This window comes from Massilia alkalitolerans DSM 17462, assembly GCF_000427785.1.
GTDB classification, from domain to species: domain Bacteria; phylum Pseudomonadota; class Gammaproteobacteria; order Burkholderiales; family Burkholderiaceae_D; genus Telluria; species Telluria alkalitolerans.
In genome coordinates this window covers 148,159-168,331 of record NZ_ATYR01000006.1, presented here as the reverse complement: position 1 = coordinate 168,331, position 20,173 = coordinate 148,159, and the positions used below count along the sequence as shown (strand labels likewise).

The following is a 20,173-nucleotide window of genomic DNA, read 5'->3' as shown; positions in this document are numbered from 1 at the left end:
CAAAACTTCTTTTTATTTACTTGTTTCCTTTCTGGATAATGACCGGATTATCTCGTTTTATGCATTGCCGCGCCCGAGTTTCTCTAGGCTTTCATTAATTCCTAACCGCAGCGGATTGCCATGTCCAATTTCAGATCCGATCTTTTCAGCCAGCTTTGCGTACGGATGGTGTCGATGAGCCGCACCAGTAAAATCGCCCTGATGGTGGGCTGCGACCTCCTGGCATTGCCGGTCTGTTTTCTGATCGCGATGATATTACGGGGTGGCGATTTACAGCTTGCACAGAATTTTGGTCCCGCGTCGTATGCGCTGGTGGCCGTGGTCACCATTGCCGCATTTTCGGTATCTGATTTATACCGGGCGGTTATTCGTTTCATCGACCAGCGTTTATTGAGTTTTACCGGCGCCGCACTCGCATTCGCCATTTTGTGCGTGTATGTCGTATTAATCATCATGAACGAGCCGCGCTTTCCGCGCAGCGCGCTGGCCATTTACTGGTTCGTGGTTTTCTCGTATGTCGTCATTTCCCGTATCGGCCTGCGAAACCTGCTGCGCGCCCACGGCGGGCGGCGCGCCGGCGCATCCGATGCGGTGGCCGTCTACGGCGCCGGCGATGCCGGTGCGCGCCTGGTGCAGGCGATGCGCCACAGCGACGAATACCGTCCGGTCTGCTTCTTCGACGACAAGCGCGCCCTGAACGAACGCACCATCGCCGGCCTGCGCGTGTTCAATACCGCTCGCCTGGCCGAGCTGGTGGCTTCGCAGGGCATCCGCACGATCGTGATCGCCCTGCCCTCGGTGTCGCCGGAGCGCCTGCGCGACATCATGCAGCGCCTCGGCCAGGCCGGGGTACCGGTCAAGATCCTGAGCCGCCTGGTCGACCTGGCCGACGACCGGCCGCCGGCGCAAGGCACGATCCGCGAACTCAAGTTCGAGGACCTGCTCGGGCGAGCCCCGGTGCCGCCGCGGCTCGACCTGTTCGCCCGCTGCGTCCGCGGCAAGAGCGTGCTCGTCACCGGCGCCGGCGGGTCGATCGGCAGCGAGCTGTGCCGCCAGATCGTCACGCTGACCCCGCTAGAGCTGCACCTGCTCGACCACTCCGAGTACGCGCTCTACACCATCCGCCAGGAGCTGGCCGCGCGCTTCCCGGGGCTGGCCATCCACGCCCACCTGGGTTCGGTCTGCAACAGCGAACTGGTCGAGCGCGTCCTGCGCGACGGCAAGGTCAACACCATCTACCACGCCGCCGCCTACAAGCACGTGCCCCTGGTCGAGGCCAATATCGTCGAAGGGCTGCGCAACAACGTGATCGGCGCCCAGGTCGTGGCCAGCGCCGCGGCCCAGCACAAGGTCGAAACCTGCGTGCTGATCTCGAGCGACAAGGCGGTACGCCCGACGAACATCATGGGCGCCAGCAAGCGCATCGCCGAGCTGATCTTCCAGGCGGCGGCCGTACGCCACGGCGCCCACACGACCTTCTGCATGGTCCGCTTCGGCAACGTGCTCGGTTCGTCCGGCTCTGTCATCCCCCTGTTCCAGCGCCAGATCGCCCGCGGCGGCCCGCTGACCATCACCCACCCCGAGGTGTCGCGCTATTTCATGCTGATCGCCGAGGCGGCCCAGCTGGTGATCCAGGCCGGCGCCATGGCCAAGGGCGGCGACGTGTTCGTGCTCGACATGGGCGAGCCGGTCAAGATCGTCGACCTGGCCCGCACCATGATCGCCATGTCCGGGCTCACCGAACGGTCGCCGCAGAACCCGCGCGGCGACATCGAGGTCCAGTTCGTTGGCCTGTTCCCCGGCGAAAAGCTGCACGAGGAACTGCTCACCGAGGGCACCGTCTTCCCGAGCGAGCACCCACGCATCATGCGCATGAAGGAAAGCGCGCTGCGCCCCAGTGTGCTGGAAACCTGCATCACCTGCCTGATGATGGCCTGCGAAACCCACGAGCGCGGCACGATCGAATCGATGGTCAAGGCCATCGTCGCCGAATACGTGCCCACCTCGCCGGTGACGGCGCCGCCCCTGGTGGCGGATACCCAAGCGCCGAGCCTGATCAAGAAGTTCGTGCCGTTCCGGATCTGAACCCGTACCCCCCACTGTCACCGACGAGGAAACACATGCGCGACGAGAACACCTCCCCTCACCTGGAGCAGCTGCTGGCCAAGCTGCAGGACCGTACCGCCGTCATCGGCATTGTCGGCCTCGGCTACGTCGGCCTGCCCTTGACCCTCTGCTATGCGGCGCAAGGCTTCAAGGTGCTGGGCATCGACATCGATACCGAAAAGGTCGAACGCCTGAACCGCGGGGAGAGCTACATCAAGCACATCGACGCCAGGGCGATCGGCTCGGCGCGCGAGCTCGGCTTCGAAGCCACCGCCGACTTCACCCGCGCCGGCGAGGCCGACGCCCTGATCATCTGCGTACCGACCCCGCTGAACGCCTTCCGCGAGCCCGACCTGTCCTATGTGCTCGGTACCGTCGGCGCCCTGCTGCCCTATGTGCGCGAAGGCCAGGTGGTGTCGTTGGAGAGCACCACCTATCCCGGCACCACCGAGGAAGAACTGCGCCCGCGCCTGGAGTCGCGCGGCTTCACCGTCGGGCGCGACCTGTTCCTGGTGTTCTCGCCCGAGCGCGAAGACCCGGGCAACCCGCATTTCCAGACCCGCACCATTCCGAAGGTGTGCGGCGGCTCCACCCCGGAATGCCTGGAAGCCGGCCTGGCCCTGTACCGGGCCGCGGTGGACCGCGTGGTCCCGGTCAGCTCGACCCGCGCGGCCGAACTGACCAAGCTGCTCGAGAACATCCACCGCGCCGTCAACATCGGCCTGGTCAACGAGATGAAGATCATCGCCGACCGCATGGGCATCGACATCCACGAGGTGATCCGCGCCGCCGCCACCAAGCCCTTCGGCTTCACGCCCTACTATCCGGGCCCCGGCCTGGGCGGACACTGCATCCCGATCGACCCTTTCTACCTTACCTGGAAGGCGCGCGAATACGGCGTCCACACCCGCTTCATCGAACTGGCCGGCGAGATCAACAGCGACATGCCGCACTGGGTGATCAGCAAGGTGGCCGACGCCCTGAACGAGCGCGGGCGTTCGATCATGGGCAGCCGCGTGCTGGTGCTCGGCATCGCCTACAAGAAAGACGTCGAGGACATGCGCGAGTCGCCCTCGGTGGCCCTGATGGAGATCCTGCGACGCAAGGGCGCCACCGTCGACTACTCCGACCCGCACGTGCCGGTCTTCCCGCGCATGCGCGAGCACCGCTTCGAGCTCTCCAGCGTTCCCCTGAGCCCGAACGCGATCGCCTCCTACGACGTGGTGCTGGTGGCCACCGCCCACAGCGCCTTCGACTACGAGCTGGTGCGCCAGTACGCCAACCTGATCGTCGACACCCGCGGCGTCTACATCGAACGCTTGCCGAACGTCGTCAAGGCCTGAGGCTCGCCCGCAGCACCAGGCCAGCAACAGCCCCACGTCACGGAATCAAGGCAACCACACACCGAACAAGCCGGAGAACACGATGCGTTCCTACCCCCCTGCCATCCTCGACCGCAAGATCCGCTTCGCCCTGGTCGGCTGCGGCCGCATAGCGAAGAACCACATGAATGCCATCCGCGAACACCATGACCGTGCCGAACTGGTCGGGGTGTGCGACGTCGACCCGCGCGCCCTCGACAGCGCGGCAGGCGCCACCGGCGCCCGCGCCTGGCGCAGCCTGGACCGCATGCTGGCCGAGTGCGAAGCGGACGCCTTCGTGCTCTGCACCCCGTCCGGGCTGCACCCCCAGCAGGCGATCCAGGTGGCGCGCGCCGGCCGCCACGTCATCACCGAAAAGCCGATGGCCACGCGCTGGGAAGACGGCAAGGCCATGGTCGCGGCGGCCGACGCCGCGGGGGTGCGCCTGTTCGTCGTCAAGCAGAACCGCCGCAACGCCACCCTGCAGCTGCTCAAGAGCGCAGTGGAAAAGAAACGCTTCGGGCGCATCTACATGGTCAACCTGAACGTGTTCTGGACCCGCCCGGACGAGTATTACAACAGCGCCAAATGGCGCGGCACCTGGGAATTCGACGGCGGCGCCTTCATGAACCAGGCCAGCCACTACGTCGACCTGATCGACTGGATCGTCGGCCCGGTGGAGAGCCTGCAGGCCTATACCGCCACCCTGGCGCGCGACATCGAGGTCGAGGATACCGGCGTCATCAGTGTGCGCTGGCGCAACGGCGCGCTCGGTTCGATGAACGTCACCATGCTGACCTACCCGCACAACATGGAAGGCTCGATCACCATCCTCGGCGAGCACGGCACCGCACGCATCGGCGGCGTCGCCGTCAACGAGGTGCAGCAGTGGGAATTCGCCACGCCCGATCCGGACGATGAACGCGTCAAGGAAGCCAGCTACCAGACCACCTCGGTCTACGGCTTCGGCCACCCGCTCTACTACGACAACGTGATCAAGGTGCTGCGCGGCGAGGCCGAGCCGGAAACCGACGGGCGCGAAGGCCTGAAGTCGCTCGAGGTGCTGGTGGCGGCCTACCGTTCGGCGCGCGACGGCAAACGCATCGCCCTGCCGCTGGAGTATTGATCATGGCCATCGTTATTCATTCCAGCGCCATCGTCGACCACGGCGCCGCCCTCGGCGACGGCACCCGGGTCTGGCACTTCGCCCACGTCTGCGCCGGCGCCCGTGTCGGCGAAGACTGCTCGCTGGGCCAGAACGTGTATGTCGGCAACGACGTCGTGCTCGGCAACCAGGTCAAGGTCCAGAACAATGTCTCGATCTATGACGCCGTCACGCTCGAAGACGAAGTGTTCTGTGGCCCGAGCATGGTGTTCACCAACGTCTACAACCCGCGCGCGGCGGTGCCCCGCAAGCACGAATACCGGCGCACCCTGGTGCGGCGCGGCGCCACCATCGGCGCCAATGCCACCATCGTGTGCGGCGTCACGGTCGGCGAATACGCCTTCGTTGCGGCCGGGGCCGTCGTCAACCGCGACGTGCCCGCGTTTGCCCTGGTGGCCGGGGTGCCGGCGCGCCAGATCGGCTGGATCAGCCGGTTCGGCGAACGCCTCGACCTTCCCCTGCCCGCCGCCGGGGGCAAGGTCGAAGCCGAAGCCCGCTGCCCCCACACCGGCGACCTGTACGTGCTGCACGACGGGGCCTGCCACCTCGAACGCGCCGCCCTCCAACCCTGACGAGGACCCCATGGATTTCATCGACCTCAAGTCGCAATACCTCGCTTCCCGCGAGCTGATCAACGCACGCATCGGGGCGGTCCTCGAGCACGGCCAGTACATCATGGGGCCGGAAGTGGCCGAACTGGAAGGCCGCCTCGCCGGCTTTACTGGCGCACGCCACTGCATCACCGTGTCTTCCGGCACCGAGGCCCTGGTGATCTCGCTGATGGCGCTCGGCATCAAGCCCGGCGACGAAGTCATCACCACGCCGTTTTCCTTCATCGCCACCGCCGAAGCGATCGTGCTGCTGGGCGCGACCCCGGTGTTCGTGGACGTCGAGGCCGGCACTTGCAACCTCGACCACCGCCTGCTCGAGGCGCGCATCACGCCGCGCACCCGCGCCATCATTCCGGTATCGCTGTACGGCCAGCCGGCCGACATGGGCGAGATCAACGCCATCGCCGAGCGCCACGGCCTGGCCGTGATCGAAGATGCGGCCCAGAGTTTCGGCGCCACCTACCGCGGCCGCAGGAGCTGCAACCTGTCGACCATCGGCTGCACCAGCTTCTTCCCCAGCAAGCCGCTCGGCTGCTATGGCGACGGCGGCGCCATCTTCACCAGCGACGACGCCCTGGCCGCCGCCATGCGCGAAATCCGCGTGCACGGGCAGTCGCGCCGCTACGTGCATACCCGCATCGGCGTGGGCGGCCGCATGGACACCCTGCAGTGCGCCATCGTGCTGGCCAAGCTCGAGCGTTTCGAATGGGAAATCGAGCAACGCCAGCGCGCCGCCGCCTGCTACGACGACATGCTCGCGAGCACGCTCGCGGGTGAGCCCGATAATATGCTCGAGCCGGTCGGCTGCCGGCCAGACCGGACCAGCGTGTATGCACAGTACACGGTCCTGGTGCCCCGGCGCGTACGGCTGCAGGAAGTCCTGCACGCGGCCGGCATCCCGACCGCGGTGCACTACCCGGTGCCGATCGACCGCCAGCCGGCCTATGCACAGTGGGCCAGCCCGGGCGGCTGCCCGGTGGCGGCCAGCCTGGCGCACGAAGTGCTGAGCCTGCCGATGGGGCCCTACCTCGACCGCCCGAGCGCGCACCGCGTGGTGCAGGCGCTGGCCGACGGAATGGCGCAGCTGCGGGACGAACGCGTTGCCGAGCAGGCCGGCGACAAGGCGGCATGAAAGTCGGGCGCATGAGGCCGGGGTGCGGCAGGCCGATCCTCGCGACGCCGCGCCCCCTGCCCGTGCCGCCGTCCTGGCGCAAGCGCCTGCGCGCCTTTTTCGTATGTGAGGAAACATGGCACGCATCGTGCACCTGAGCTCGGCACATCCGCGTTTCGATACGCGGATCTTCGTGAAGCAGTGCCGCAGCCTCGCCAGCCACGGGCATGAGGTTTCCCTGGTCGTGGCCGACGGCCTCGGCGACGCCTGCCGCGACGGCATCCGGATCGTCGATGTCGGACGCCCTTCCGGCCGGCGCGAACGCATGCTGCTCGCCACCCGCCGGGTCGGCCGGGCGGCGCTGGCGCTCGATGCCGAGGTCTACCAGCTGCACGATCCCGAGCTGATTCCGGTCGGCCTGCGCCTCGTCCTCGGCGGCCGCAAAGTGGTGTTCGACGCCCACGAGGACGTGCCCAACCAGCTGCTCGACAAGCCCTACCTGTCGCCGCGCAGCGCACGCCTGCTGTCGCGCGCCTACGGCATGCTCGAAGCCGGCGCGCTGCGCCGCTTCGACGGGGTGCTGGCGGCGACCCCGACCATCCGCGATCGCCTGGCCGCGCACAATGCCCTGGTGGTGGACGTCAACAACTATCCGCGCGCCGAGGAGTTCATGGGGCCGGCATCGGACGCCCCGGTGCGTGACAGTTTCTGCTACGTCGGCAGCATCTCCGCGATCCGCGGCGTTCGCGAGCTGGTCCAGGCATGCGCCCTGCTGCGCTCGCCGGCGCGGCTGGCATTGGCCGGCAGCTTTGCCGAGGCCGAGCTGGAGGCCGAGGTCAGGCGCCACCCCGGCTGGCGCCGTGTCGATGCGCTCGGCCACCTCGACCGGGTCGGGATCGCCGGCGTCATGGGGCGCGCCTTCGCCGGCCTGGTCACCCTGCTGCCGACCGCCAGCTACCGTGACGCCCTGCCGGTCAAGATGTTCGAATACATGGCTGCGGGCATCCCGGTGATCGCTTCCGACTTCCCGCTCTGGCGCGACATCGTCGAGGGCAGCCGCTGCGGCCTGTGCGTCGATCCGCGCGACCCGGCGGCGATCGCAGCCGCGATCGACCACCTTGCCAGCCATCCGCGCCAGGCGCGCGCCATGGGCGCCAACGGCCGCCACGCCGTCCTCGCCCACTACAACTGGGAAAACGAAGAAGCCAAATTAATCGCGTTTTATGCCGATTTGCAGTCTCCCCGTCCGCATCGAAAAAAACTGTTTAAAAAAAGCAATCTATCCGCCCATCCAATTCGCTGAATCGATTGATTCCAAAGCCAGGGTTTTATCGTAGGTTAAAAAGGACCGGCAGCATCGGCCGTATTGTCTAGTTATCAAAGAAATATGAGAGCGTCTATGTTCTTGCAACACTACAATACGTTTCTCGAGGTAATGAAACTGCCGCGTGCGCGGCTCTATTTCTCGCAGCAGATCGATCCGGTCGATATCAAGGCGACGTATCGCAATTACACGAAACCACATCCGCGTTTCAAGATCATCCGCCATAAAACCATTGGCGCCGCCCTGGTCGACCTGGCGCCTTTTCCGAACCGCGACGCCTACCTGGACCACATCAAGGGCAAGAACCAGGGCGGCTATCACGCCAAGCGGGCCCGCAGCCGTGGGTATGTGGTGCGCGAAATCGATCGTAACGATTATGTCGACGATATCCACGAGATCAATACCAGCCTCGATGTCCGGCAAGGCCGGAAAATGGACGGGCACTACCTGGAAAAGCAGGAGCGTTTCGATCGTCGACAACATTTCCATTATTGGGGCGTGTTGAGCCCGCAAGGAAAACTCGTCGCCTATGCCACCCTGGGCGTTTACGGGAATTTCGCCTCGTTTTCCCAAATGATGGGAATCCGCAATAACGACGGCATCATGCACCTGCTTCTAAGCGAAGCGATCTGCCGGCTGATCGACGCCGGCAAGGTCCGCTACGTCATGTACGACACGTTCTTCGGCGCCCAGCCCGGGCTCCGCAACTTCAAGACCATCCTGGGCTTCCGCCCTTACCGCGCCAGCTATCACTTGCAATGAGCCCGCAATGAACGCCATGCTCAACCGCGTCTACGCGGACTACCTGATGCCGAGCCGGCTCGGCGAATACGACACCCTCGTGCGCGAGGTCTCCAGCGCCGGCTATGCCCAGCTGTCGGTGCGCGAATTCTTCCGCCAGTCGCATGACAAGGACCGCGCCCAGGGCCATCCCATGCCGCGCAGCTTCGTGCACCGGCACGACATCGACAGCGACCTGCGTACCGCCAAGAAGATGTTCGCCATCGAATCGCGCCATGGCGTCCGTGCGAGCTATTACTTCCGGCTCTGCACACTGGACTACGGTTTCATGCGCGAGATCGAGGCCGCCGGCAGCGAGGCCAGCTACCACTACGAAGAAGTGGCAGATTTCGCCAAGCGCCACCGCCTGCGCAGTGCCGAGGCGGTGCGCCAGCGCTTTCCCGAAATCCGCGAACTGTTCGCCCGCAACGTCAGCCGGATCGTCGAGCGCCTAGGTTTGCCCCTCACGACGGTGGCGAGCCACGGCGATTTCGCCAACCGCCGCCTGAAGGTCATCAACCACGAGCTCCTGCGCGACGACGCATTGCGCCGCCGCTGCGGCATCGAATGCGAATCCTACGATGCCGAGCTGCTGCGCTGCTTCGACCTCTACATCAGCGACCGCAAGCACCCGGTCTACTACTACCCGCTGTCGCCGTTCGACGCGCTCGGGAAGTACCAGCACATCTGCCTGCTCACCCACCCGGTGCAGTGGGAAACCAACTGGGTCGAAAGCACGCGCTGCAACGTGCGCCGGCTGGTCGAAGAAATGGCCTGGCGCGCCTGAGACGCATTTCCCGACACCACCATGAACATCCTCCTGATCAACCACTACGCCGGCTCGGTCCACCACGGCATGGAATACCGGCCCTACTACCTCGCACGCGAGTGGGTGCGGCTCGGGCACCGGGTACGGATCGTGGCGGCCAGCCACGCCCACGTGCGCGCCCGCGCCCCAGGCATGGCGGGACGCAGCCGGCGCGACGAAACCATCGACGGCATCGACTACACCTGGTTCGCCACGCCGCCCTACCACGGCAACGGCCTGGCGCGGGTGCGCAACATGGCCGCTTTCGTGGCGCGCCTGTGGCGTGAAGCGCCCGCGCTGGTGCGCGAAGTGGCGCCGCAGGTCGTGATCGCCTCCAGCACCTATCCGCTCGACATCTGGCCGGCGCACCGGATCGCACGCCTCGCCCGGGCGCGCCTGCTGCACGAGGTGCATGACCTGTGGCCGCTGTCGCCGATGGAACTGGGCGGCTTCTCGCGCCACCATCCCTTCATCCGGCTGCTGCAGGCGGCCGAGGACTACGCCTGCCGCCACGCCGATACGGTCGTATCGATCCTGCCCAAGGTGCGAGAGCATCTCGAGGCGCGCGGCATGGCGCCGCACAAGCTGCACGTGATCCCGAACGGCACCGACCCAAGCGAATGGCTGGTCGCGCCGCCGGCCCTGCCCGAGGAACTCGACGCCCTGCTCGCCGGCCTGCGCGCCCAGGGCCGCACGGTGGTCGGCTACGCCGGCAGCCACGGGCTGGCGAATGCGCTCGACACCCTGCTCGATGCCGCCGCCCTCCTCAAGGACAAGCCGCTGGCCTTCGTGCTGGTGGGCGATGGGCCCGAGAAGGCCCGGCTCGAGCGGCGCGCACGCGAGCTCGGCCTTGCGGACCTGTATTTCGCGCCGCCCATCCCGAAGGCCCAGATCCCGGCCCTGATGGCGCTGATCGACATCGCCTACCTCGGCTGGCAACGCCAGCCCCTGTACCGCTTCGGCATCGCGCCGAACAAACTGATCGACTACATGATGGGCGGCTGCCCGGTGCTGCACGCGGTGGAAGCCGGCAACGACCCGGTGCTGGAGGCGGGTTGCGGCCTGACCGTGGCGCCGGAGAATCCGCGCGCTGTCGCCGACGGCCTGGCGTCCCTGCTGGCCCTGTCCAGAAGCGAACGGCGCGCGCTGGGCGAGCGCGGCCGCGCCCACGCCCTGGCCAACCTGACTTATCCCGTCCTCGGACAACGCTTCCTGACCACTTTCGCACACGAGGTTTCCCATGGCTGAACAGGCACAGGCTGTCGCGCAATCGAACCCTGATCCGCTCGACAACATTCCGCGGACCTTCCTCCCCTTTGCGCTACCCGACATCGGCGACGAAGAAATCCGTGCCGTCGAAACCTGCCTGCGTTCCGGCTGGGTGACGACGGGGCCGACCACGCGCCGCTTCGAACAGGAATTCCAGTCCTACCTGGGCGGCGACGTGCAGGCGATCTCGGTCAATTCCGCCACCGCCGGCCTGCACCTGGCGCTCGAGAGCGTGGGCATCGGTCCGGGCGACGAGGTCATCGTCCCCACCATGACCTTCACCGCCACCGCCGAAGTCGTGCGCTACCTCGGCGCCCGTCCGGTGCTGGTGGACGTCGATCCCGTCACCCTGAACATCTCGCCGTCCGCCGTCGCCGCGGCGATCACCCCGCGCACCCGCGCCGTGATGCCGGTGCACTATGCCGGCCTGGCCTGCGACATGGACGCCATCCTGGCGCTGGCCGCGCGCCATGGCCTGCGCGTCATCGAAGACGCCGCGCACGCCTTCCCCACCCGGCTCGACGGCAGGCTGGTAGGCACCCTCGACAGCGACATCACCGTCTTCAGCTTCTATGCCAACAAGACCATGACCACCGGCGAAGGCGGCATGGTGGTCACCCGCGATGCCGAGCTGGCCGCACGCATGCGCACCATGCGCCTGCATGGCATCAACCGCGACGCCTTCGACCGCTACACCTCGCGGGTGCCGGCCTGGTTCTACGAGGTGGTCGCGGCCGGCTTCAAGTACAACCTGACCGACATCGCCTCGGCGATCGGCATCGAGCAGCTGCGCAAGATCGACCGCTTCCAGCAGCGCCGCAGCTGGCTGGCGCACCGCTACGACGAAGCCCTGGCCGGGCTGCCGCTGCAGTTGCCGGCGCATCCTGCATTCGGCAGCACCCATGCCTGGCACCTGTACGTGGTCCGGCTGCAGGACGGCGCCCCCATCGACCGCGACGCGCTCATCAACGAACTGGCGGAACGCGGCATCGGCACCAGCGTGCACTTTATTCCCCTCCACCGCCAGCCCTACTGGCGCGACAGCTGCGGCCTGAATCCCGAAGCCTTCCCGGTCGCCGAGGCCAGCTACGAAACCATGATCTCGCTGCCGCTGTACACCCGCATGCTGGACGCCGACCAGGACCGGGTGGTCGCGGCGCTGCACGAGCTGCTGTCATGAGCAAGCGGGCCTTCGACCTGCTGGGCGCGAGCGCGGGCCTGCTCCTGCTGGCCCCCATGCTGCTCCTGATCGCACTCTGGATCTGGCTCGATTCGCCGGGGCCGGTGCTGTACCGCCAGCAGCGTGTCGGCCGCGGCGGCCGGCTATTCACGATCTACAAGTTCCGCACCATGCGCCAGCGTCCCGTGGACGGCCCCCAGCTGACCGTCGGCGCGGATCCGCGCGTGACCCGCGCCGGCCGCTTCCTGCGCCACTACAAGCTCGATGAACTGCCCCAGCTGTGGAACGTCGTCCAAGGCAGCATGAGCCTGGTAGGGCCGCGTCCGGAAGTGCCGCGCTACGTCGACTGCTATCCGCCCGAGCAGCGGCGCCTGGTGCTGTCGGTCGCACCCGGCATTACCGACTGGGCCGCCATCCGCTACAAGGACGAGAACGCGATCCTGGCGCGCTCAGCCGATCCTGAACGTGCCTACGTCGAAGCCGTGCTGCCGGTCAAGCTCGACTATTACGTGCGCTACGTACGGGAACGCACGTTCTGGGGCGATGTGCGCATCCTGGCGCACACGCTGGCCGCCATCGTGCGCTGAAGCGGTGGGCTTGCGATGCAGCTGCTGCACCTCGGCGACATCGAACTGACGCTGCCGCTGGCCGTGGCGGCCGGCGCCTGGCTGCTGGCCGCCCGCGCCTGGCGCGCCGCGGCCGCCTGGACGCTCCTGTACGGGGGGACCATCGCGCTCGTCGGCGGCAGCAAGATCGCCTACATGGGCTGGGGCATCGACATTGCGGTGCTCGATTTCAAGGCGTTCAGCGGCCATGCGGCGGGCGTGACCGCGGTGTACCCGGTGCTCGGCTACCTGCTGTGCCGTCCGGCCGGACGCCGCGCCGGCCTGGCGGCCGCCGGCGCCGGGCTGGCGCTGGGGCTCGTGATGGCCGTCGCGCTGGTCCGGCACGACGAGCATGCGGTCGCGGAGGCGGCCGCCGGCTGGCTGCTCGGGGCCTGCGCCAGCCTCGGCACCGTGTACCAGGCCGAACCGCACGGCGTCGTACCGGGCCCGGTCGCAGCCTGGTGCGCGGTGCTGCTGTTCTTCGCGTCGGCCTCGCTGATGCAATCAGCGCATGTCGGTTACTGGATGATCAAGGTCGCGCTGGCGCTGTCCGGCAAGGCGCATCCTTATTCCTGGGACACATGCGGCTAGCAATTTTCTACCAATGGAGAGACACATGGTTTCCTTCCCCTCGATGCATTGGCAAGCACGGGCACCCCTCGGCGAGAACGCGATGCAGTCGCTGCTCATTTCCGCCCTGCGCGGCCTGGCCGCCCTGCAGGTCGCGGCAGCGCACCTGCGCGCCGAACTCTATCCCGGCTTGCGCACGCTCGAAGACCCGTCGCTTGCCTACATGGGCCTGGCCTTCATCACCGGTCTCGCCCACCAGGCCGTGGTCGTGTTCTTCCTCATCAGCGGCTGGCTGGTGGGCGGCAGCCTGATGAACCGCTTGGGCAAACCGCAGGCGCTCGCCCATTATGCGATCGACCGTTTCACCCGGCTCTGGACCGTCCTGCTGCCGACCCTGCTGCTGAGCCTGGGCGTCGGCCTGGTCATCGGTGCTGCCGCGCCCGGCCCGATCGACTTCAACCCGGGCAACGAATTCTCGGCGGCCGCGCTCGCCGGCAACCTGTTGGGCCTACAGACCGTGACGGTGCCTGAGTTCGGCGGCAATTATCCGCTGTGGAGCCTTGCGCACGAGACCTGGTACTACATCCAGTTTCCCCTGCTGCTGCTCGTGATCGCCGGCGGCGGCGTACTGCGCCGCGCCGCCGCCGCCGCCGCCCTGATCCTGCTGCTGGCGACGCTGCGCGACATGATCTCGCTGTACTTCACGGTCTGGCTCCTCGGCGCCGCCTTCTCGCGCATCCGTATCGACTGCGGCAAGGCCTTCCAGGCGCTGCTGCTGGTGGTGACGGTGGCGCTGTTCGTCTATTACCGGCTGCGGGGCAGCAACGACGATCTGGTGCCGGCCTCCTTTGTGCAGGACATCATCTGCAGCATTCCCTTCCTGCTCCTGCTGGCCTCGTTCCAGCAAGCGGTCGACACGACAGCGCCCGCCTATGTTCGGACCAACCGGGTTGCCGTTTTCTTCTCGGAGTTTTCGTTCTCGCTCTACGTCGTCCACGTTCCGGTCATCTACCTGATGCGCCACCTCGGACAACAGTTCTTCGGCCGTGGCCAACTCGACCCGAACGCCGCCACCGACTTCCTGTGGTATGTCGTCCTCCTCTGCGCCCTGGTGCTGGCCGCGTACATGTTCTACCTGCTGTTCGAGCGGCATACCATCCGCATCCGGAATGCCCTGAAGAACCTGCTCTTGAGCCCGCGCGCGAAACCGGTGCGGGTCGCCTTGTCGCCGGACTGACCGGCTCGGAGTAAAGGGTACGGCGCCGCCTGCGGCCTGCAGTGCGGCGGCGTACCACGACATGCGCAGCTCTGGCCGCCGCAAGCTCGCCAAGTTCGCCTGAACGCTGCAGGTCACCTCAGCAAGCTCCCGTCATCAAGACCACACGCGTGGCCTGCCCTGCTTGGAATGCAGGCGAGTCGATACCCCGGCTGGCTCGCCAGCCCAGCGGCAGATCTTCGCGCGGCAGCGCGCCGCAAGGCCGGTGATACGCCGGGACAAGCGATCCCAGCCGTCCTTTTCCACGCGGCCCCTCTGCCGGTAGTATTCCCAATAATATTCCCGATAACAGGCCAAGTGGCCGAGCTGGCTTGCCAGCCGCGCAGCACGCAGCTAGCCGCTGTCGTATCGCGCTTGCGCGCCTGGTGGACGCTGCTTCAAGGCGATTGGGCGCGCCAGACGCTAGCCTGCAGCCTGTTTCGTCTTGACGTACCTGGGGTGTTCAGGACGGCATGCCGGGCGGGTGCATGCTGATGATGCGCGCTTGCTTGGGCGCGTCAGGTCTCAGACATCAGATGGCGCGGGCAGCATGCCGGAAACGGCGGCCGTGAAGGCACGCAGGCGCCGACTTGACGAAGAGAGCATGACGATGGGCGCCTTGCGCCCATCGATCCTGATTGCCAGGCAGCTGCCGCCGCTCAGGCGACGTAGGCGAGCTGCGGTCCGTTGCCGTACTGGGAGCTGTAGTCGCCCAGCCGCAGCGCCATGTCGTTGAACAGCACGCCCCGCGGCGAGATCCCCGCGTGGTTCAGGCGCTTGATCGACTCGTTGATCTGGCCTTCGGTGGTCACGGCGGAGCGGGTCACTAGGAACACGGCTCCCGCGTGCGCGCCGATGATCAGGGCGTCGGCCACCGCCAGCAAGGGCGGCGCGTCGATCAGCACCAGGTCGTATTGCGGGCTGACCGTCTCGAGCAGGGTGCCGAAGTTCAGGTGCAGGAGGAATTCGGCCCGGTTGGTCGGCAATTCGCCGGTCGGGATGAAATCGAGCCGCTCCAGCACGTTGTGGTGGATGACCTCGTCCACGGTAGCGCCGCCGGCGATGGCCCGCGACAGCCCCTTGCGGCGGTCGATGCCGAAGTAGCGGTGCAGGTGCCCGTTACGCATGTCGGCATCGACCAGCAGCACGCGCTTGCCGCTGGCCGCCATCACCGCCGCGAAGTTCGCGGCAATGAAGGACTTGCCGAGGTCGCGCGTCGGGCCCGCCATCATGACCACGTTGTTCTTGAAGTGCGGCATCGAGAACTGCAGCGCCGCGCGGAAGCTGCGCAGGCTCTCGACCGCCGGGTCTTCCGGCAGGATCTGGGCCAGTAGCGGCAGCACGCCGTCCGGCTTGGATTTGCGCATCAGCTTTTCCTGGTTGACGCTGTGCGGGATCGAGGCGTACACGACCCGTGCGCGCAGCATCCGTTCGATCTTCTGCGGATCGTCGATCCCGCCGCGCATGGCCTTGCGGGTGAAGGCGATCAGGGTGCCGAGGAACAGCCCGGTCACGACCGCCATCGCGACGATCAGGGGGCGGTTCGGCTTGATCGGTTTTTCCGGTGCGATCGGCGCATCGACCAGGCGCACGTTGCTGACCCGGCCGACGGAAATCAGGCGCAGCTGCTGCGCCGTGTTCGACAGCGCCGTGTACAGGTCGGTGTTGACCTTGATGTCGCGCGTCAGGCGCGCTTCGTCCTGTTCCATCACCGGCAGCGTCCGGATGCGGCTGGCGATGGCATCGATCTCCGCGTCGACTTCCTTGCGCTGGCGGTTGATCGCCATCACCACCGGATGGTCTTCGGTGAAGCGCGCCAGCAGCTCGGTTTTCTTGTGATTGAGTTCCATGCGCCGGGTGCGCGCCGCCGCCGCTTGCGCCAGACTCATGCGGGCTTCCTCGCGCAGGTCGACGGTGCCGTGCGCATTGCGGAACTGGTTGTAGCGGTCTTCGGACTGTTCCAGCTGGCGCTTCAGGATGGGCAGCTGCTGGTTGAGGAAGGCCAGCGACTTCTCGGCTTCCTCGGTCTTGCGCGCCAGGTTCTGGCGCATGTACTCGCGCCCGATCTCGCTCAGCAGGTTGTTGATGCTTGCCGAGTTCTCGCCCTGCAGCTTGACTTCGATCACGCCCGACTGCTTGCCCTGCTCGGTGATCACCATCGAACGCTGGATGGCCTGGATCGTACTCAGGCGCGACTTGCGCTTGATGCGGAAGCGCGCACCCGGGTTCGCGTACAGGCTGTCCACCTTGATCTCGAGCATGCCGTCCGGCAGCGGCACCCGGTAGCGCTGTCCCACCGTCCCGTCGAAGGCCAGCCGCTGCCCGCCGCCGGAAAAGCGGTAGCGGTTGCCGGCGCGCGCCGTCAGCACGAATTCGCGGTTGAGCCAGGAATCGGGCACCTCGAACACCGAGACGTCCGCCTTCTCGCCGCCCCAGACGTAGCCCCCGTAGCCGAACAGGCCGGGGGTGGACAGGTTGCCGGCGTTCTGGTTGGCGAACCAGAAGCCGGCCACCGGGAAGTATTTCGGCTGGACTTCGATGTAGAGCTGGAGGTTGTCGACCGCCCGCGACACCACCATGCGCGAACGCAGCAGCTCCATCTCGGCGATGGCCGCCTTCTTGGTCTCGAACAGGGACGAGGCCTCGCTCAGGATGTTCTTGGACGCGTTCGGGCTTTCCTCTTCGACGTGGATCATGAGGTTGGCCTCGAACACCGGCTTGGCGACGAGCGCGTACAGGACCGCCACCACGGTGATGAAGGCGGTGATGCTGCCGATCAGCCAGCGGCTGTCGTACAGCGTGTTGAAATAGCCCTTCAGGTCGACGGTAGACTCTTCCGGCAGGGGCTCGGGCGGCCGCGGGTCGAAGGGCACCGACAGCACGGGCGGGCTGTGCGAGATGTGGGTCAGCGGGTGGGCGTCGGCTGGATTGCTCATGGTAGCGGCCTTGCTCGGGATCGGATGTTCAGGGACGGGTCGTCACGCCGACCGCGTTGGTCAGTGCGCCCGGGAACAACAGGCTCAGGTGACGGTTCCAGTTCGCCAGCGGCGATGCGGCGACGTAGACGACGTCCTTCGGCCGCAGCTCGAAGGATTCGGCCATCGCCAGCGCGCCGCTCACGCGCGCATCGAGCTGGAACACGCGGGTTCGCTCGGGCGTCTTGCGCACCACGTAGATCTGGCGCGCATCGCCGCTCAGGGGACTGACGCCGCCGCTCTCGCCGAGCGCCTCGTTCAGGGTCAGGCGGCCGTTGTGCATGGTGAGCGCGCGCGGCTGGACGACCTCGCCGGAGACGAAGACCTTGCTTTCGTCGCGCGAATGGACACGCACCACGTCGCCATGCCGGAGCAGCACGGTGCCGGGGTTGACGCCCTTCTGCACCAGGTCGCGCAGGTTGACCATGTAGCGGCTGGGCCCGCGTTCGATCATGATGCGGCTCTGGTCGGCGCTTGGGAGCATGCCGCCGGCGCGGTTCAGCGCCTCGACCAGGGTCATGGGAATGTCGTTGATGGCCTGCAGGCCGGGGGCCTTGACTTCGCCGTCGATGTAGACCCGCTTGCTGCGGTAGGACTGCACACGCAGGGTGAGGCTGGGCTGGGCGATGTAGCGCGCCAGCTTCTTGGTCAGCAGCGCCCTGGCCTGCTCCTCGGTCTGGCCCTCGACGTGCAGCAGGCCGATCAGCGGAAACTGGATGCGTCCCATGTGATCGACCGCAAACCCGGGCTGGACCGCGCTGGGCGACGCCGTGCCGCTGTCGAGGGCGGCGGTGGCAGCGGTCATGCCGCTGCCGGCGAGCTCCGGGTGGTCCCACACGACGATCGACAGCACGTCGCCCTGGCCGATGGTGTACGGCGCAGGGTTGGCCACGATGAGCGGCGAGAGGTCTTGCCGGGACAGCTCGGCCAGCGCGCGCCGCTCGCTCTCGATGAGCTGCTCGGTGATGATCTCGGTGGGCGGCGCATCGCTGCTGCCGTCCTGGCCGCTACCGGCGAACTGGATGCCGGTGGTGCAACCCGGCAGCAGAATGAAAAAGCTCAGTACCAGCACAAGTCGCCGGTAACCCGATATTGCAACTGAACAAATCGCAGCCATGATTGTTGCCTATCAAAAATAGACGTCATACTTGAACGGTCCAGTCCAGCGTACGGTGTCCATCAGGCTTGGCTTTGTAGCTGATCAAACAGCGGCTGCGCAAAGGCTCAGCGAATTTCCTCCAGTAACTTCAGACCGTCGGCAAAGCGCCACACACGGCGGATTTCGATGATATCGAAGCGCGCCGCGACGTTCGGCGGGAAGGCGGCGTAACGCGCATTGAGCTGGACGAAGCGGCGTACCGCATCGTCCATGTCGGCGCGGCCGCTCGAGCGCACGATGGTCACGTCGTCGACGCTGCCGTCGCTGCGCAGCGTCAGGCTGACCAGGGGGTCGATCCGGACCTCGCGCTGCGAGAACCGGGCGCCGCCGAGGACCGCGGTACGTTCCAGCTTCTGGCGTACGCTGTCGACATACAGGCGCAGCGGCACGTCGCGTTCGGCGCCGTCGGCCAGCACCCGGCGCGCGCCGGGCGCGTCCTCCGGCCGTGCCGGCGGCGGCGCCACGTTCGGGATGTTCAGGCCGCGCAGCAGTTCGCGCGCGCGGCTGGCCATGGCGCTGCCGGGCACGCTGCCCGCCGGCATAGCCCCATCCCTTCGCCCGCTTCCCGGGCCGCCCGGGCCGGGGCTGCCGCTGCCCTGCCCCGGCAATCCCTGCTGGCGCTCGGCCGCGATCCGGCGTCCCGCCTCCTCGGCGAGCCGCCGCGCTGCATCTTCGGCGGCCTGGCGCTGCGCCAGTTCCTCGGCGCGCTGGCGCTCGGCTGCCTCGGCCTGGCGGCGCGCCAGCTGTTCCGCCGCGAGGCGCTCGGCGGCAAGCCGCTCGGCCGCGCGCTGCTGCTCGGCCTGCCGGGCCAATGCCTCGTCGCGCTCGCGCAGCTGTGCCTGGCGCTGCTGTTCGGCTTCAGCACGCTCGCGCTCCTCCACTTGCTGGCGGGCGATCCGCGCCCGCTCGGCCGCGAGCTGCTCGGCTTGCCGCTGCTCGGCTGCCAGTTGCTCGGCTTGCCGCTGTTCGAGGGCGCGCTGCTCGGCCTGGCGGCGCTCGGCCAGCTGCTGGTCTGCCTGTTGCTGCTCGGCCCGGCGTTGTTCCTGCACCTGCGCGGCCTCGCGCTCGGCCAGCAGCGCGCGTTCACGCTGGGCGGCGAGCCGCTCCTGTTCCGCCGCCTGTGCCGCAAGCCGTTCCTGCTCTTCGCGCAGGGAGCGTTCGGCTTCGGCATCGAGGCGCCGCTGCTCCTCGGCGGCGGCGATACGGGCCGCGTCGGCCTCTGCTGCTTCGCGCCGGCGCTCGGCTTCCTGCCTGGCGTCCTGCTCCACACGCGCCGCGATCGCCGTCTCGTCCGGCTCCGGCTTTGCCTCCGGCTCGCCATCGGGCACACCCGCTTGCAGGTCCGGTTCGATGTCCAGCAGTGGCGGCGGCGCCACCGCGAAACTGGCGTCATCCTGCGTCGAGGCAATCAGGGGCGGTGCCGGCGGCGTGCGCAGCCTGGCCGGCCGGCGCGCCGGTTTCGGCCTGGGCTTCGGCTTGGCCGCCTGTGCCGGCTGCACGGGCGGGGCCGGCCGGGGACGCGGGTCGACCAGCCGCAGTCCGCTGGCAGGCGGCGCGACGACAGCGGGAGCCGCAGGCGGCGGCAGCGGCGGCGCCGCGCCGGAGTCCGGCAGCGGCGCAGGGGGCGTTTCCGGTAGACCTGCGGGCGGGGGCGGCGGAGGCGCCAGCGTGACCTGGATCGGCCCGCCCGGACCGGCATCGAAGCCAGGGACGCCGAACTGCAGCGACAACAGCAGGCCATGCAGCAACGCCGAGACCGCAATGCCGGCGACCAGCCGCCGGTCGCGCAGCGCAAGGGGGTCGTTCGGACTGGAGTCTTGCGCTCGATGCATGCCGTGGCCGGAAAGCGATTATTGTCAGGCTGGCATCATAGCGTTTACTCAGCAGCAAGGCG

17 protein-coding genes are annotated in these 20,173 nt (G+C 67.3%); 13 read left to right on the top strand and 4 right to left on the bottom strand.

What is annotated here, in order from left to right:
* Positions 1 to 101: 101 nt before the first annotated feature.
* On the bottom strand, positions 102 to 491 hold the full coding sequence (locus YWC_RS34170) for a hypothetical protein (protein ID WP_371846165.1): 390 nt from the start codon (positions 489 to 491) through the stop codon (positions 102 to 104).
* Here YWC_RS34170 and YWC_RS0108810 point away from each other — a divergent pair.
* The 13 genes from YWC_RS0108810 (at position 454) to YWC_RS31530 (ending at position 14,127) form a co-directional block, all read left to right on the top strand.
* Entirely contained in the window at positions 454 to 2,085 is a 1,632-nt protein-coding gene (locus YWC_RS0108810) for a polysaccharide biosynthesis protein (RefSeq protein WP_371846163.1), read from the top strand. The two genes, YWC_RS34170 and YWC_RS0108810, sit on opposite strands and share 38 nt — an antisense overlap.
* A gap of 35 nt (positions 2,086 to 2,120) precedes the next feature.
* A complete protein-coding gene (locus YWC_RS0108805) occupies positions 2,121 to 3,449 on the top strand; it encodes a nucleotide sugar dehydrogenase (RefSeq protein ID WP_036213769.1) in 1,329 nt (442 codons plus the stop codon).
* 82 nt (positions 3,450 to 3,531) lie between these two features.
* On the top strand, positions 3,532 to 4,593 hold the full coding sequence (locus YWC_RS0108800; RefSeq protein ID WP_027865034.1) for a Gfo/Idh/MocA family protein: 1,062 nt from the start codon (positions 3,532 to 3,534) through the stop codon (positions 4,591 to 4,593).
* Positions 4,594 to 4,595: 2 nt separating this feature from the next.
* On the top strand, positions 4,596 to 5,204 hold the full coding sequence (locus tag YWC_RS0108795) for an acyltransferase (protein ID WP_027865033.1): 609 nt from the start codon (positions 4,596 to 4,598) through the stop codon (positions 5,202 to 5,204).
* A 10-nt stretch (positions 5,205 to 5,214) separates the two neighbouring features.
* Entirely contained in the window at positions 5,215 to 6,375 is a 1,161-nt protein-coding gene (locus YWC_RS28830; protein ID WP_051306338.1) for a DegT/DnrJ/EryC1/StrS family aminotransferase, read from the top strand.
* Positions 6,376 to 6,490: 115 nt separating this feature from the next.
* A complete protein-coding gene (locus tag YWC_RS28825) occupies positions 6,491 to 7,657 on the top strand; it encodes a glycosyltransferase (RefSeq protein WP_051306337.1) in 1,167 nt (388 codons plus the stop codon).
* Positions 7,658 to 7,789: 132 nt separating this feature from the next.
* Positions 7,790 to 8,440, top strand: coding sequence for a hypothetical protein (locus YWC_RS0108780; RefSeq protein ID WP_229413054.1), 651 nt, complete (start codon positions 7,790 to 7,792; stop codon positions 8,438 to 8,440).
* A gap of 7 nt (positions 8,441 to 8,447) precedes the next feature.
* Positions 8,448 to 9,245, top strand: a complete 798-nt coding sequence (locus YWC_RS0108775) for a polysaccharide deacetylase family protein (protein ID WP_027865031.1) — start codon at positions 8,448 to 8,450, stop codon at positions 9,243 to 9,245.
* A 21-nt stretch (positions 9,246 to 9,266) separates the two neighbouring features.
* On the top strand, positions 9,267 to 10,514 hold the full coding sequence (locus tag YWC_RS0108770; RefSeq protein WP_027865030.1) for a glycosyltransferase family 4 protein: 1,248 nt from the start codon (positions 9,267 to 9,269) through the stop codon (positions 10,512 to 10,514).
* Positions 10,507 to 11,715 carry a DegT/DnrJ/EryC1/StrS family aminotransferase gene (locus tag YWC_RS0108765; protein ID WP_084416363.1) on the top strand — a complete coding sequence of 403 codons (1,209 nt, stop codon included), beginning with the start codon at positions 10,507 to 10,509 and terminating at the stop codon, positions 11,713 to 11,715. Before YWC_RS0108770 ends, YWC_RS0108765 begins: the two co-directional genes overlap by 8 nt.
* Positions 11,712 to 12,302 carry a sugar transferase gene (locus tag YWC_RS0108760; protein ID WP_027865028.1) on the top strand — a complete coding sequence of 197 codons (591 nt, stop codon included), beginning with the start codon at positions 11,712 to 11,714 and terminating at the stop codon, positions 12,300 to 12,302. The genes YWC_RS0108765 and YWC_RS0108760 overlap by 4 nt, the downstream gene beginning before the upstream one ends.
* Positions 12,303 to 12,317: 15 nt before the next feature.
* Complete coding sequence (locus YWC_RS28820; RefSeq protein WP_051306336.1) at positions 12,318 to 12,911, top strand: hypothetical protein; 594 nt, start codon at positions 12,318 to 12,320, stop codon at positions 12,909 to 12,911.
* A gap of 25 nt (positions 12,912 to 12,936) precedes the next feature.
* Positions 12,937 to 14,127, top strand: coding sequence for an acyltransferase family protein (locus tag YWC_RS31530; RefSeq protein WP_169728099.1), 1,191 nt, complete (start codon positions 12,937 to 12,939; stop codon positions 14,125 to 14,127).
* A gap of 677 nt (positions 14,128 to 14,804) precedes the next feature.
* On the opposite strand, the gene YWC_RS0108745 is transcribed toward YWC_RS31530, so the two are convergent.
* From YWC_RS0108745 to YWC_RS31525, 3 genes are all read right to left on the bottom strand, one after another.
* Positions 14,805 to 17,081 (bottom strand): polysaccharide biosynthesis tyrosine autokinase, encoded by a 2,277-nt coding sequence (locus YWC_RS0108745; RefSeq protein WP_027865026.1) that lies wholly within the window; start codon positions 17,079 to 17,081, stop codon positions 14,805 to 14,807.
* A gap of 28 nt (positions 17,082 to 17,109) precedes the next feature.
* On the bottom strand, positions 17,110 to 18,192 hold the full coding sequence (locus tag YWC_RS28810; RefSeq protein WP_229413053.1) for a polysaccharide biosynthesis/export family protein: 1,083 nt from the start codon (positions 18,190 to 18,192) through the stop codon (positions 17,110 to 17,112).
* Between the two features lie 152 nt (positions 18,193 to 18,344).
* The gene (locus YWC_RS31525) at positions 18,345 to 20,111 is read right to left on the bottom strand and encodes a TonB family protein (protein ID WP_051306335.1); all 1,767 of its coding nucleotides are present in this window, start codon (positions 20,109 to 20,111) and stop codon (positions 18,345 to 18,347) included.
* Between the last annotated feature and the right edge of the window lie 62 nt (positions 20,112 to 20,173).